This is a genomic window from Candidatus Chloroploca asiatica, assembly GCF_002532075.1.
In the GTDB taxonomy this organism is placed as follows: Bacteria; Chloroflexota; Chloroflexia; order Chloroflexales; family Chloroflexaceae; genus Chloroploca; species Chloroploca asiatica.
Window position 1 is genome coordinate 182975 of record NZ_LYXE01000110.1, and the last position, 14506, is coordinate 197480.

Sequence of the window (14506 nt, forward strand, 5' to 3'; positions counted from 1 at the left end):
ATCCTTCTCCCTTTTCCCCCTCTGGTGGGTCAATTGTAGCATGGGTTTGAGTGAATGGGCGAAGGATCGATCGCTGCTGCGTCCATCAGCGGGGAGGGGCGTGATGCGGAGGGCTGGGTTTTAACCCAATAACTTCACAGATAGAATGCAATCATGCGGCGCCAGTAGGCTGGGCGATGCGCCTCGCCATCCCGATACCATTCCATAGCCTTCCCCCAACACATTGCAAACGAGCCCAAAGAAATGACGGCTTATGGTAGCATGCTTTGCCCAAATTGATAAACCTGGCTTGCGCTGTCATACTTGGTAACAATTTGATCACAGGCTGGGTCTAGCTTGTGATCACGTCTGGTGGTACAACAGAAAGAGACGATATGATCATTGGAGGATACCCATGCGACGGATAAGCTTGTTTCTTGTTTTGTTGATCAGTGTGCTGAGCCTTGCCGCCTGTACCGAGGCGCTGCCCACTGCTGAAGAGATTGTTGAACGGATGGAGACGGCGCGCGAGGGGATGAATGATGCCCACGCGACCGTGGCGTTTGATTTCACCTCGCCCGAGCAGTCAGGTCGGATTGTGGTGGAAGGTTGGATGCAGAAGACCGGGGAGACCGATGCCGCCGGGAAGCCGGTTGGCCGGATGCGCGTCGAGGTGCTTGAGGCAAGCGAGGCAGCCATGGTTGGCACCATCGCGGTGAGCGACGGGGCGACGTTCTGGCTCTACAATCCCGCCGAGAATACCGCGATCACCGGTGAAGCCGGCCAGATGAAAGATGCCATGCAAGCCACCCCGGCTGGCGCGGCCACGATGTTGACGGATATCATTGCGCAGGGCCTTGATGCCGTAAACCTGGAAGTGCTTGGCACCGAACAGGTCGCTGGCAACGAGACCTGGAAAGTTTTGGTGACGCCCAAGAGCGAAACCACCGCCCAGTTGCAACTTGATGGTATCATTGAGGGCACAATGTGGGTTGATACCGAGCTCGCCCTGCCACTCAAGCTCGCCGTGGATGCGCGTGACTTTGGGCAGGGAACGATGGAAGTGCAGAGCATTGAGACCAACAGCGGGCTGAATGCCGAGATCTTTGCCTTTACCCCGCCGGCTGGCACGACGATCATTCAGGCCGAGGAACTGATGGCGCAGATGAGCCAGCGGGCACCTACGGCAGCAACGATCGAAGAGGCACGTACGTCCGTCAGTTTTGTCCTGCGTGAGCCGACCTACATTCCCGCCGGGATGACACTGATCGAAGTACGCGTGGTTGGCACTTCAACCGTCATTCTGAACTATAGCGGCGATACCGGCAGCATGAGCGTGGTGCAAAGCAATGAAGATGTCGGGCGTGACCGTGAACCGCCGACAGGCAGTGTGGTCGAAGAAGTCACCGTTGACGGTGTACCGGCGACCTTGATCAGTGGCAACAACGGCCAGGGGAGCTTGTTGCGCTGGGAGGTAGACGGGATTCGTTATGTCATTGCTGGGACGCTGAGCGGAGATGAGGCTATCGCGGTAGGCGAAGGGCTAGAGTAAAAGAGTCTTGCTGACCCACGACGCCAACTTTGTTGGCGTCGTGGGTCAGCAAAAAACCTTCGAGGATTACTATGCAGGAACCGTTGATCAAGACAATTGCGCTGGCGCGGCGTTATCAGATGGGTAAAACATCGGTAGACGCGCTCCGTGGGGTTGACCTAACGATTGCGCCCGGCGAATTTGTCGCGCTTGTCGGCCCAAGTGGCAGTGGCAAATCGACGTTACTGCACCTGATCGGCGGGTTGGTGCGCCCCACCGGCGGCGAGGTCTGGGTCGCAGGGCTAGAACTGGGCCGCAGTAGCGACGAGCAACTCGTGGCCTACCGGCGCGACACGCTCGGGTTTATTTTTCAGAGCTTCAACCTGTTGCCGATCAAGACAGCCTGGGAAAACGTGGCCGTGCCGTTGATGCTCGCGGGCATGCCCACATCACAGCGCAAGACACGCGCCCTCGGCTTACTGGAGCAACTCGGGCTAGGACCTCGCGGCGACCATCGTCCAGCCGAATTGAGTGGCGGCGAGCAGCAGCGGGTTGCCATTGCCCGTGCCCTCGCCAACAATCCCCGGCTGATCCTGGCCGACGAGCCGACCGGCAACCTCGACAGCAAAACAGGCACCGATATTATGCACTTGTTGCGCCAGCTTGTCCGCAACGAAGGTCGAACCCTGTTGCTTGTCACTCACGACATGGGCGTAGCGCGTTATGCCGACCGCATTGTTCACCTGCGTGACGGGGGAGTGCAGACGATTGAATTGGTGACGAACGAGCACGCATCCCAACTGGAGACCGGCCAGGTGCCGGTCTCCAGTTGAAGTTAAAAATCCCAGCCCTCAGGCAACGCATATCTTTCGCGGCGCCAGCGCCAGTCCGGCTCAAAAATGAGGCCCGGTTCTTCGGCGGTATAGAGCTTTTCGAGCGCGTAGTGGATCACGTTTAACTGTTGCGCGGCATTGCCTGGTTCGCCGAGCGGATGCCCAAACGGCCACTTGAGATGCACCGTACGCGGCGGGCGCACCCGCTCGGCGATCTCGCGCAGCCCGACAATGCTCACCGTTGCGATGCCAGCCGCCTCAGCGGCCCGTGCGATCAGTCCCACGGACTGATTGCAGAGTCCTCAGCCAGGGGTGAGCAGCAGCGCATCGACGCCTTCCTCGCGCATCAAACGCGCCGCCTCGGGAGCCGTCTCATTGATCAAAGCCTCAAGATGGGGTGGCTCGATATGGCCCATAAAACCATAGCATGTACCCAGGCTGCCGATATGGCCGGCAGCAACAAGATCGCGTAGATGTTCCAGCGGAAAGAGAATATTGAGATCACGGACGGCATTGGTATGATCGTAATAGTCATGCGTGATCATCAGATCCTCACGCGGGGTTGCGGCGGGTAGCGGGCGAAAGGTCGCATCGCCCCGCGAATCAGCCATATCAAACGGCGTCTGATTGCGCAGATGGACACCGCCTGTCGTCGCGAGGGCGAGGCGCACCTCACGCAACGGCTTCGGCAACCGGGTAAACGGCACCTCTTCACTGATCACCGACTCAAACGTGCGGCCCCACGTCTGAGCCAGAGCGGGCACATGCGACAAAACCTGTCCAAACATTCGCGACAAATTCTGGCGCAACCCATCAAAATCTGACATGTACTTTTCCCTTATGGCGCAAACGTCCAGCTTTGCTGGCTGTTTGCGCCAGCATACGCATAGGGCTATCGCCCTACAACCTTTTCTTATTGTAACAAAGCTTTGGCAAGGTCGCCTCCGGCGGGAGGGTGTGGCGCGGCTGCGCCGCGTCACGAGATTTTTTTGGTTCGTTGTGGCGGCGAAGCCGCCACAACGAACCAAAAACTGGGAATTGCCGGAAAAAGCACGTTAGCGTTGGAGCACGGGCAAGAAGACCTGGAAACGGCCTCCGGGTGGGGGTGCCGAGGCTTCAACAAGCACAGTGAGCGTATTGAAGCCATTTTCGGCGTCACTGATCGTATAGACGCCGGGTTCGTCAAAGGTGGCAAAGAAGCTGCCGCCAGGGGCAATCAAGCCCGTGGTAAACAACGCTCCTTGCTCGTGATCATGATCATGGTCGCCGTGCTGGGGCGCCACACGGGGGCGAGGATCGGGCGAGCCTTCGGGTTGACGCGGCACCAAAAGCTCGTTTTCCCAGATATCGCTGTTGACAAACTCGACGACCGAGCCAGGTTGAATAGTGAGTGACGAACCCTCAAAGCCACCTGAACCGATGATCTTGCGATAGCGGCCCCCCCCACCGAACGAGGGCGAGAGACGGAGCGTTGCCGTCAATGGCTCTCGCCAGTGTATGGCAGGCGTGATCGTGCCTAGGCCATCTTCCGGCTCACCCGAAGGGGCAACCCGCGGCACGCTCAGCAGATCCTGGATCTCAAAGTTGCCCAACCCATTGCTACTCCGAATGATTACGGGTTGGAAGCCATCGGCCTGAACACGTACCAGAAGGCTGCGGGGGTTAACGGTAAAGCCAAAGCGCCCATTGGCATCAGGATTGATCGGGTTCTGGAATTCGTCATCCTGATAGTCGAGCGGCACGTCGCTGAAACCATCCGTCGTCATGCGATAGAACGTCACGGTGGCGGTGACGATTGGCGTATCGGTACGGCCATCGAGGATCTGCACGTCCTCGAAGGACGTCAGCAGCCCATTACTTTCAGTGTTTTGCGCACCACAGACAACCGTCAACCGGAACGCCACATCCTCAGCCAGATCCCCGGTGGTAAAGGTACCGGTATAGATGCCATTGCCGGTTGCATCGGTCAACACGATCGGATCAAGCCCCCGTATTTGCAAGGTCAAGGACGCTTCGGCGGCGTCGCAGCACGAACGGACACTGAAGGTATAGGTGGTATTGGGGCGCAAATGGACAAACCAGCCATCGGGCGAAGTAATCCCACGCCGATCCTCCGGACGCGTCCGTGTATTCGTGCCTTCTTCGCTAAAGACCATGCTAAGCGGATCGAAGGGCAGATTCGGATTCACAAAGATCGCCAGGGGTGCCGAACGAGGGCTTATTTGCTCGCCAAGCCGGGCCTGCGCATAGAGTTGATTGCGCCCCTGGTTCAGGGTGACAGCAATTTGCCAGCGCCCATTTGGCCCTGCCGTCGTCGGCGAACCAACGGTGGCCCCGCCCGCATTGAAGAGGCGCACCTCGGCCCCCGGAGTCGCAAGGCCGCGCACCGTCACCTCAGCATTGCACGTCACCCCCGAGCCAGGGGCAACAATGATTGGCGCGGGCAGGCCAATGCGGATCGTCGCAGACGCATTCGCATTGCTCGTGGCGTCAGCCCGCATCGTGACCGTATTGATCAGCGCGGCACGCCCGGTCGTCGCGGGAAGGCGTGTACGGACGACAATGCGCCCACCGGTATCGGGATCAAGCTTGCCAACGGCAAAACTGAGCCGATTCTCTTCGGCAGTTGGCTCAACTTCAGGGTTGCTCTGCACATCAATGAGCAACTCGTTGATATTCTGGCCGGTGATGGCATCAGTGATCACCACATTTTCGGCAACCGCGCTGCCCGTATTGCGATACTCGATCAGCCAGACCGCAATGCGTTCACCAAGATCCGCATCGAAGACAACGCGTCCCACCTTGCGCACCTGCAACTCGGGTTGAGTCGCTGCGCCGCGGCGATTGATGAGATAATCCTCGGTCTCCCCATGACGGAAGCGCAACGCATTACCCTGGGCATCTTCGAGGCCACGGCCATCGCCATAACGCACCTCGCCGAACGTCAACGGTTTGGTGGAAGGCTCAAGACTCAAGGTTGCCCGCAGCCAGGCCGGGCGCTCTTGCAACGCATCAGGCCACGGCACCGCACCGGTCGTGAAAGTCAACGGATTGAGGCCGGGGTTGAGGCTCGCGAGATCGATGGGTGCATCAATCAGGATATGCTCAACCGCAACAGCGGCACTGCTCCCCTCGGGGCACTCGACCGCATCAGCCCAATCGCCATCACGATTGCCATCGAGCCAGATATTCAGGTAGCCCTGGGTCACACCAGCTTCAAGCGCAGCAGCCTTGAACGCAGGTGTCACAGAGACCAGTGCGCCAACCCTGGCTGGCTCGCAATGCTTGAGGGTAGCGGGATCAAGACGGATGCCATCATCGGCGCGATCGTTATCGGGCCGATTAGCGGATGGCACCAGATTATTGCGCGGATCCTGATCTGGGCCAAGATCTGCTTCAGCCTCAAGGCTGACCCGTGGGCCAAGGTGGAACGGACGAGGATCAACATGCAACGGCCCAGAGGGAGTGCCGGTCGCAGGAGCAAAGACCGTCGGAAAATTCGCCTGAATAGTAGGATACGCCAGCATAGGCACACCAGCGTGATTGGTGCTATCGGGCGCGTCGCCGAGATCATTGATGCGAAGCGGAATATTCAACACATGACGCACCGAACTAGCAGGCGCCAACTCGGGGGCAGGACAGGGATCATCAACCGCATTGGGATTCGCCAAAACACAGGCGGTAACCGTACTGCTCAACACTTGATCAACCAGTGTCGCCTGAAACGTCGGCTCCATCAGCGGCATCGGCGGCACAGGACGCGCAAAGCTGCGGCTTTCACCACTGGTCAGGCGGAGCACCTGGTCTTCATCAGGATCTTGCTCGGTGGCAGTACGCGCCCCAAAGGTCACCTCCTGCCAACTGATCTTCACAAAGATTGGCGCATCGGTGAGATTCGTAACGGTGGTACGAAGCTCGGCCCGGATGCCAGGCACCAGTTCATCGAGTTGTGTTGCCTCATTGGCTGAAGTATCGCGGGTAAACAACGCTTGCGACACCGCCAGCGAAGGCTCGTCATTGGCACGAGCAGCAGGAATAGAAACGGTGGCAAGCAGACCGAACAGCAACAAGAGCGGCAGAAAGCGACGCCAGACGAGATGAACAAAACGATGCACAGACTACTCCTTTGAGTTCAATGCAGAAGACCGGGTGTACCCTGAACGGTACTTGTCATAGTACACCGTTTCACAAGGGGATAGTATTGAAATACCGTAAAAATCTCGGCTTGGCACCCTGCAAGCAGATTGGGCCACAGACATAGGAGCATCAAAGGCAGGGCATGTGCGCAGCAAAGCTCACCCAACAATGTGTGGTATCATCCTCTGGATACACTGGAAGCATCGCGGTACATACCATAAAGGTTGTGCATCCCTATGGATTGGATTTCGCTCGGGCTCATTGCGGTCGGTCTGGTTTGTCTGGTAATCGGGGGCGAATTGCTGGTGCGTGGCGCGTCGGCCTTAGCCGCCGTCGCAGGCATCTCACCACTCGTGATTGGGCTAACTGTCGTCTCGTTTGGAACCAGTTCACCTGAATTGGCCGTCAGTCTTCAGGCAGGTCTCAGTGGCAACGCCGACATTGCGCTAGGCAATGTCGTGGGCAGCAATATCTTCAATGTCCTGTTCATCCTGGGGCTCTGCGCACTCATTGCCCCGCTGATTGTGTCGCTCCAAGTCGTGCGGCGCGATGTGCCGATTATGATCGGCGTTTCCTTCTTGCTTGGCTTCCTGGCGCTGGATGGACGCATTTCGCGCCTCGAAGGCTTGGGCCTCTTCATTGGCATTCTGAGTTATGTCACCTGGTCTGTCATCAGTAGCCGCCGGGAGACGGCCCAGAACCAGGCTGCCGCAGAAAAACTGGGACAAGCCCAACCGTCGGTACCGAAGAGCAGTAGAACGCAAATCCTGATCAATATCGGGCTCGTTCTCGGAGGTCTCATCGTGCTTGTGCTGGGCGCAGGCTGGCTCGTTGATGGGGCCGTTGAGCTTGCGCAGGCCCTGGGGGTCAGCGATGTGGTCATCGGGCTCACGATTGTCGCCGTAGGGACATCGCTGCCCGAAGTAGTCACCTCGGTAATTGCGACGATCCGCAATCAGCGTGATCTCGCGGTCGGCAATGTGGTCGGCAGCAATATCTTCAACATCCTGGGCATCCTGGGGGTGGCGGCCCTGGTAACACCAGATGGGATCGGGGTACCGCAATCAGCGATTGTCTTTGACATTCCGGTGATGATTGCGGTTGCCGTGGCATGCCTGCCGATCTTTTTTACCCGGATGATGATTGCCCGCTGGGAGGGGTTCCTCTTTCTGGGCTACTACATTGCGTATACGACCTATCTCATTCTCGCAGCAACCCATCACGAAGCATTGCCTGCCTACAGCAGCGTCATGATCGCGTTTGTCTTGCCCTTGACCGCTGTGACCCTGGCGGTACTGGCGGCGCGAGCCTATATGAAGCAGCGTGTGCAGAAGAAGGCATGAGTCGTCGGTGAAGTGCGGTTTCTGATGATTTGACGCAAAGACGCAACAGCGTAAAGGGTGTTCAGAACGCATCTGGATGCCAAGCGTGCGACGGATAGCTGTGCCAGAGGTATCAGGAAGCTTCGTTGACAGACCAATGAGCTATTGTCCTTACACATGCACATGATGGAGCAAAGGATGGCCTATAATCAAGTACAAAAATGGATTCTCGAACATGATGACAGCCTGATCTTTAATCTTCTCTATCTTGGCCTGGCCCTGATCCTCAGTATGACGCTGGGGCTCTTCTGGTTGATCGCAGTCGTGGGCGTCCACGCGGTGCTGGAAATCGCACGCCAATACTACCTCAGTTCGCGTTGGGGATTTGCCATAGCGGAAACGATCTGGGAGCTCAAGCTCGATCTAGCGCTCATTGTCTTTGCGTTCGTTCTGGCGGTCTATCTCGATTATATCTTTGGGATTGCAGGCTTGTCGGCAGGTGGTCGGGCCGTCGCGCAGACAGCCGGCCAGGCCTCACGCGCAGGCAGCCGGGTGGTGTTGTGGCAGCGCCTAATCCGGGGCTTCTTTCTTTCGCTTGATGATATCGCGCTGGCGATACGTGCGTTTGCCGGGCGGCTTCGTGGCAAAACCACACCAGTGGCACCAGCCCAACCCGAGGTGACGGCGGGGCTTGTGGTGGCAACACCAGCAACACCCGAGGCGATGAACGCAACGAACACCCAGCCACCAGAGCCACTGCGCACCTCGTGGCAACAACCCTATAGCCGCGGCGACTATGCCTCGCTGGGCTTCGGCGGCGTCTGTCTGCTCATGATTATCATCGCACCAAGCTTGCTCAACGAAACCTATGCCGATGTGTGGCAGATCATTGTTGACGAACTTCAGCCCTTCGCGGGGCTATCGTCTTGAGAAACTGGGGGAAGCGGATCAGGCTGCCGTCAAAGAGCCCAGCACCCCCGCTTGAAACACAAACGCCAGCGTTGCTGGCGTTTGTGTTTCAAGCCGAATGTCAGCAGCCAACTACCCAGCCAGAAACTGATTGACCCCTTCGGCGGCGGCGCGGCCTTCAGCAATCGCCCAGACGACGAGCGATTGACCACGGCTCATATCGCCGGCAGCAAAGACACCGGGGCGCGACGTCATCTTCTGGGCATTGGTGGCAAGGGCGCCACGCTCGTTGAGGGCAACGCCGAGTTGCTCAAGCAGACCGCCGCGGACAGGCCCGGTAAAGCCCATCGCCAACAACACAAGATCGCAGGGCAGCGTAAACTGCGAGTCAGGCACAATTTCCATGCGCTGGCCGCCTTGAGCATCCGACACCCAACGTACCTCAACGGCCTCGACGGCCTCGACGTGGCCCTGAGCATTGCCAAGGAGGCGTTGGGTCAGCACGCAATAACGGCGTTCGCCGCCCTCTTCATGCGAAGAAGAGGCTCGCTGCACCCGCGGCCATTCGGGCCAGGGATTGTTTGCCGAGCGCTGCGCTGGTGGTTGGGGCAACAGTTCAAACGAGGTAACCGAAAGCGCACCCTGGCGCAGCGAGGTGCCCACACAATCGGCCCCTGTATCGCCGCCACCAATCACGAGGACGTGCTTGCCCCGGGCGGTCAGTTCACTGGCAGGATCAATCTCATCACCCGCACAGCGCCGATTCTGCTGGCTCAAAAACTCCATCGCAAAATGGACACCCTTGAGCTCGCGGCCTTCAACCATCAGATCGCGTGGCTGCTGGGCACCGCCGGCAAGCAAGATCGCATCAAAATCGTGGCACAACTGCGCACCCTCGACATCAACCCCAACATTGACCCCAGTGCAAAAGACCACACCCTCGGCTTCAAGCTGAGCCAGACGGCGATCGAGGGTCTGCTTTTCGAGTTTGAAATCGGGAATCCCATAGCGCAAGAGACCACCAAGGCGATCGTCACGCTCAAAGACCGTCACCTCGTGACCCATCCGCCGCAATTGCTGCGCTGCCGCCAGACCCGCAGGCCCTGAGCCAACCACGGCAACGCGCTTGCCCGTGAGGAAACGAGGGGGTTGCGGTTTGATCCAACCTTCGGCAAACCCGCGCTCAACCGCTTCAAGCTCAAGCATCCGGATCGAGACCGGGGCAAAGTTGAGCCCGAGGGTACATGAACCTTCGCACAAAGCAGGGCAGAGATGGCCGGTGAACTCGGGAAAGTTATTATCGGCATGCACCTGAGCGCACGCTCGTTGCCAATCGCCCTCGGCCACCAGACTATTCCAGCCAGGAATATAGTTACCCAGGGGACAGGCCACGTGACAATAGGGAATGCCACAGTCGAGACAACGCTCGCCCTGCTGCATCAACGTCCCCGGTTCAACATGCTGGTAGATCTCGTGATAATCCTGCAGACGCTCGGCAACCGGACGGGCAGGGAACTCCTGACGCGGATAGATCAGAAAAGCATCGGAATTTGCCATAGACAGCCTCGCTCACACGCAACAGTGGAAGAAGATAGCCACCAAGAGCCCACGAAAAGGCTCGCGGGCCAATATACGCTGACTGTACGCTGAGCGAGCGTTTTGTGCAGTAATAGAATATTAACTGTAGCTGAGCATATGGCAACAGAAGGGTGCTACGAGTGGTCAACGAGACTGACTTCGTCAGTCTCGTTGACCACTCGTGGGATGAAAAAGAACGGTTTAGCGCTGAACGGTCTCGTAGCTGAGCGCCTGCAAAAAGGTCTCGGCAATCAGGCGATGGCCCTGAGCATTGGCATGGACATCATCAAAGAGGGCAAAGGTATGGGTATACTCACGGCCACCGACAAAGGCAGTATAGACCTCGGCCACGGCAACGCCACGGCGGCCTGCCTCGGCGCGGATCACCTGATTGAGGCGCTCAACCCAGTAAGCATCGCTACCCTCAATGGTAGGATCGCCCCCATACGGGTTATAGTAGGTCATCACCGCGAGATCAGCCTGCGGACCAACCGCCGCACGAAGCGCCTCCAGCGCCTCAACAAGATTGCGCTGAAAGATCTGGATTGCCGCTTCACGCTCAGCCGCAGGAGCACGCTCGACTCTGATCAGGTCATTGCCCCCAATCGTCAGCGTAATCGGACTCACGCGACGGCCCTGTTGGCGCGTATCGCGGAGATAGGCCAACGCACGCGGCAATTGACCGGCGACAAACGAGCTACTCGTCTCGCCCGGCACCGCCAGATTCACCAGTTCGGGGAGACCAGAAGCGCCCAGGTCAGCCGCAATCAAGCCAGGAAAGCCATCCTGCTGACGATCATCGAGCCGAAAGCCCCAGGGCAACGAATCACCCAGAGCCAAATAGACGTCGCCTGGACCTTGGGGCGTATACGCCTGCGGACGATTGGCCCAGCTACTCCGCGTGACCGCAAACGCAACCATACCGATCATCACGAAGGTTGTGAGCAAAAGAAAGAGCCGTTGTTGTATCATCTGATTGATATATAATGCAACTATTCGTATTCAGTATACACCGATCAGCGGTAGCGAGTCATAGGTTATGGAGATGAATGATCCAAAAGCCCAAGCGGATGCCTTGATCAAGCGCGGGCATACGTTGCTTGAGCAGGGTGACTTGCCGCAGGCAACTGATCTGCTCAATCAAGCGGTCAAGCTCTACTGGGCTGCGGGGGAACAGTATGCGGCGGCGGCTCAGATTGGCAATTACGGGTGGGCCTTGCGCCGTCGCGGGCGGCCCGATCTTGCGCGGCCCTATCTCGAAGAAGCGGCCTCGCTCTTTACGCAGCTTGGCCTGACCGATTTTGCCGAACGCCATCGTTTTGCCGCCGAAGATGCTCATACCGGCTTGACCGACGATCTGCTCACGAGCCTACCGCCGGCGGTGCGCGGTGCGCTCGAGCGCGGTGATGTCGAGGGCCTGCAATTTGCGCTGGATGCCCTGCCCCTGGCCGAACGCGAGCTGATCCTTGAACGACTCATGACGGCGGGGGTAGTCAGTACGGCCCGGAGCAATGATGATGTGACCGAGGCACTACGCCAGTTTGAGCCGTTGCTGCAGGGCATTGCTGCGGTCGCAACCGGTGATGAGAGCGAACGCGGCGATATCGAGACGGCCCTGGTTGAACTGGAACGCAAAGGGTGGCAACTGCGCCAGGCCGTGAGTCAGATCTGGCAGGGCGAACGGAACCTGGACATGCTAAGCCAGCATCTCGATGAGCTTGATCAAGCCCTGGTGAAGAAGATGCTTGAGTTGATCGAGCCTCACAGAGCGGGCTAACGCCCGCTCTGTGAGGCTGCTGGCGATTTGCGGCCCCCAGGGGTTTTATGCTGGCGATTTGCGGCTCCCAGGGGTTTTCGAGACAGCAGCCTGAACAGGGTAACAAGAGGGCAACCAGGTTATGCGTGAATTGATCCCAACGCTTGATCAATGGCTGGCAGACGGCGAGCAGGTAGCCCTGGCGACGGTCGTACAAACGATGGGTTCGTCGCCGCGCCAAGTCGGCGCGACGATGGCCGTCACGGCACGTGGGCGCATGGCTGGCTCGGTGAGCGGCGGGTGCGTCGAGGGGGCGGTGGTCGAACAGTGCCAGGCGGTGCTAGCGAGCGGTGAGGCGCGATTGCTTACGTTTGGCGTCAGCGACGAGACAGCCTGGGAGGTCGGGTTGGCGTGTGGGGGCACGATCGAGGTCTTTGTGGCCCCACTAGACACCACGAGCGTCTATCCTTTGGTTCGTGCCGCGCTGCTGGAAGAACGAGCCATTGCCATAGCGACCGTCATCGCGGGGAACGAGCATGTTGGGGCGCATCTGGTGGTAGAAGCAGGTGGAAAAAGCCACGGCACCCTGGGCAAGGCGACGCTTGATCAGGCGATCATCACGGCGACAACTGAGCTGCTTGCCCACGGAACAAGCCGGGTCATTGAAGCAGCACAGGGTGCAACACGGGTCTTTGTAGCAAGCTTCAATCCCCCGGCCAAGCTTTTTCTGGTAGGGGGCGTACATATTGCCGTAGGGCTCGCCGCGATGGCGCGCCTGCTTGGGATGCGCACCATCATCATTGACGCACGAGCAGCTTTTGCCAGCCCCGAGCGCTTTGCCGATGTTGATGAACTGATCGTCGCGTGGCCGGATGAAGCCCTGACCGGACGCCTCGATGCGCGCAGCTATGTCGCCGTTTTGACCCACGATCCCAAACTTGACGACCCGGCCCTACGGGTGGCGCTGCAATCGCCGGCACGCTATATCGGTGCGCTTGGCAGCACCAAAACCCATGCCCGGCGGCTCGAACGGCTGCGTGCTGAAGGCTTCGATGAAGCGAATCTCGGCCGGATCAAAGGCCCGATCGGACTTCCCATTGGGGCAAAGACCCCGGAAGAGATTGCGGTCAGCATTCTGGCCGAGCTTATTGGTGTGGGAAATAAGTCGATAATGTGACGCAAAGGCGCAAAGAGCTAAAGCCAATACCTTTTTGCCAAGTACTGTCACTACTACGAAAGGGGTGAATGCTCCAATGGATCAAGATCAAATTGCCACATGGCTCTACGAAGGGGCGGTCGCCTTGCAGGAGGGCAACCGTGAACAAGCACTAGAATTGCTCTTGCGCGTTGTTGAAGCCGATGAAACCAACGAAGAGGGATGGCTCTGGCTCAGTGGGGCCGTTGACGACATCGATGATCAACGGACTGCGCTGCAAAACGTGCTGGCGATCAATCCGCTCAATCACCATGCCCGCTATGGATTAGAGGTACTGAGCTCGAACCCATAGCAGGCATGGTGATTCGGCTGTGAACTGCATTTTCTGATGATCTGCGTGGCCCGGGAGCGCGGGCGGAACGCCCGCACTCCCGGGCCACGCAGATCACCCGTTGTCGTCCCAGACAACGACGATCTGACTCCACTCTTTTTCGATGGTGGCGTGTGAGCGCGTCACGGTGGTGCGTTCGTCACGCGGGTGCAGAATGAGCCGCGGGGAGGTCCAATCGCGTCCGGGATGGGCTTCGCTGCCGCGGAGCAAGACGAAACCGCAGGGATGGGCCGAGATCGCTTCCCAGACCGATCCGCGTTGCTCGAAGGCAAGTGAGAGCATCAAAGAGGGAAAGATCGTCATCGGGACAACAATGCGTCCGCCAGGGGCAAGCTGCGTGCGCCAGGCCGGCAAGAGATCCCAGGCCCCGGCGGTGACGATGATCCGGTCAAAAGGAGCGGCATCGGGGGCACCCAGGGCACCATCGGCGTGACGGAGGTCAACCTCGGGGTAGCCGGCTTGGTCGAGGTGGACGCGGGCGGATTTAACCAGATCAGCTTCCAGATCAAGGCTGAGTACCTGCCCGGCCGGGCCGACAATGGCCGCGATCAGGGCCGCATTGTACCCCGTACCGGTGCCAATTTCGAGGACACGATGTCCCGGTTGCAGGCCGAGTTGGGCCAGCATAATTGCCATCATGCCAGGCTGCGACGAGGAACTGACCCAGGCCCCGGCTTTGCGTTTGACGGCAAGTGCCTGGTCACTGTAGATCTGTTCAAGCGTATGGTCGGGCAGAAAATGGTGGCGCGGCACCAGGCGAAAGGCGCGGGCAAGCGCCGGATCAGCAAGCAGACCATCACGGGTCAGAAGTTCGACCAGATCAGCGTGGAGTTGGCGCGCCTGTTGGGGATCAAAAGAGGCTTTCTTGGATGGCACCGGGCCTCCTTTCGGACTGCTACCGCCCTGACAACCCT

The 14506-nt window shown here is 58.8% G+C and carries 13 protein-coding genes; 7 read left to right on the forward strand and 6 right to left on the reverse strand.

The features are described from left to right. Positions 1–394 precede the first annotated feature (394 nt). Both A9Q02_RS14905 and A9Q02_RS14910 read left to right on the forward strand, forming a co-directional pair. On the forward strand, positions 395–1531 hold the full coding sequence (locus A9Q02_RS14905) for a DUF4367 domain-containing protein (protein WP_097653878.1): 1137 nt from the start codon (positions 395–397) through the stop codon (positions 1529–1531). 71 nt (positions 1532–1602) lie between these two features. Continuing rightward, entirely contained in the window at positions 1603–2343 is a 741-nt protein-coding gene (locus A9Q02_RS14910; RefSeq protein ID WP_097653879.1) for an ABC transporter ATP-binding protein, read from the forward strand. 2 nt (positions 2344–2345) lie between these two features. Here the strand turns inward: A9Q02_RS14910 and A9Q02_RS14915 are convergent, their stop codons facing one another. The 3 genes from A9Q02_RS14915 to A9Q02_RS14925 all read right to left on the reverse strand — a co-directional run bounded on the left by A9Q02_RS14915 (position 2346) and on the right by A9Q02_RS14925 (position 6458). Next, complete coding sequence (locus A9Q02_RS14915) at positions 2346–2627, reverse strand: hypothetical protein (protein ID WP_097653880.1); 282 nt, start codon at positions 2625–2627, stop codon at positions 2346–2348. 18 nt (positions 2628–2645) lie between these two features. Further along, entirely contained in the window at positions 2646–3170 is a 525-nt protein-coding gene (locus tag A9Q02_RS14920) for a glycine/sarcosine/betaine reductase selenoprotein B family protein (protein ID WP_097653881.1), read from the reverse strand. Positions 3171–3398: 228 nt separating this feature from the next. Beyond that, the gene (locus A9Q02_RS14925; protein WP_097653882.1) at positions 3399–6458 is read right to left on the reverse strand and encodes a cupredoxin domain-containing protein; all 3060 of its coding nucleotides are present in this window, start codon (positions 6456–6458) and stop codon (positions 3399–3401) included. A 258-nt stretch (positions 6459–6716) separates the two neighbouring features. Here A9Q02_RS14925 and A9Q02_RS14930 point away from each other — a divergent pair, with 258 nt between their 5' ends. Both A9Q02_RS14930 and A9Q02_RS14935 read left to right on the forward strand, forming a co-directional pair. Then, positions 6717–7823, forward strand: a complete 1107-nt coding sequence (locus tag A9Q02_RS14930) for a calcium/sodium antiporter (RefSeq protein WP_097653883.1) — start codon at positions 6717–6719, stop codon at positions 7821–7823. A gap of 177 nt (positions 7824–8000) precedes the next feature. Beyond that, a complete protein-coding gene (locus tag A9Q02_RS14935; RefSeq protein ID WP_097653884.1) occupies positions 8001–8732 on the forward strand; it encodes a hypothetical protein in 732 nt (243 codons plus the stop codon). A 111-nt stretch (positions 8733–8843) separates the two neighbouring features. On the opposite strand, the gene A9Q02_RS14940 is transcribed toward A9Q02_RS14935, so the two are convergent. Then, positions 8844–10268, reverse strand: a complete 1425-nt coding sequence (locus tag A9Q02_RS14940; protein WP_097653885.1) for a glutamate synthase subunit beta — start codon at positions 10266–10268, stop codon at positions 8844–8846. A gap of 222 nt (positions 10269–10490) precedes the next feature. Beyond that, positions 10491–11261: an SGNH/GDSL hydrolase family protein gene (locus A9Q02_RS14945; protein ID WP_097653886.1), complete on the reverse strand. Its 771-nt coding sequence runs from the start codon at positions 11259–11261 to the stop codon at positions 10491–10493. A gap of 73 nt (positions 11262–11334) precedes the next feature. Between A9Q02_RS14945 and A9Q02_RS14950 the strand changes: the two genes are divergently transcribed. From A9Q02_RS14950 to A9Q02_RS14960, 3 genes are all read left to right on the forward strand, one after another. Continuing rightward, the gene (locus tag A9Q02_RS14950) at positions 11335–12066 is read left to right on the forward strand and encodes a tetratricopeptide repeat protein (RefSeq protein ID WP_097653887.1); all 732 of its coding nucleotides are present in this window, start codon (positions 11335–11337) and stop codon (positions 12064–12066) included. Between the two features lie 121 nt (positions 12067–12187). Beyond that, positions 12188–13222, forward strand: coding sequence for an XdhC family protein (locus tag A9Q02_RS14955; RefSeq protein ID WP_097653888.1), 1035 nt, complete (start codon positions 12188–12190; stop codon positions 13220–13222). A 76-nt stretch (positions 13223–13298) separates the two neighbouring features. After that, positions 13299–13553: a tetratricopeptide repeat protein gene (locus A9Q02_RS14960; RefSeq protein WP_097653889.1), complete on the forward strand. Its 255-nt coding sequence runs from the start codon at positions 13299–13301 to the stop codon at positions 13551–13553. Positions 13554–13646: 93 nt separating this feature from the next. Here the strand turns inward: A9Q02_RS14960 and A9Q02_RS14965 are convergent, their stop codons facing one another. Then, positions 13647–14468: a methyltransferase domain-containing protein gene (locus A9Q02_RS14965; RefSeq protein ID WP_097653890.1), complete on the reverse strand. Its 822-nt coding sequence runs from the start codon at positions 14466–14468 to the stop codon at positions 13647–13649. Positions 14469–14506 lie beyond the last annotated feature (38 nt).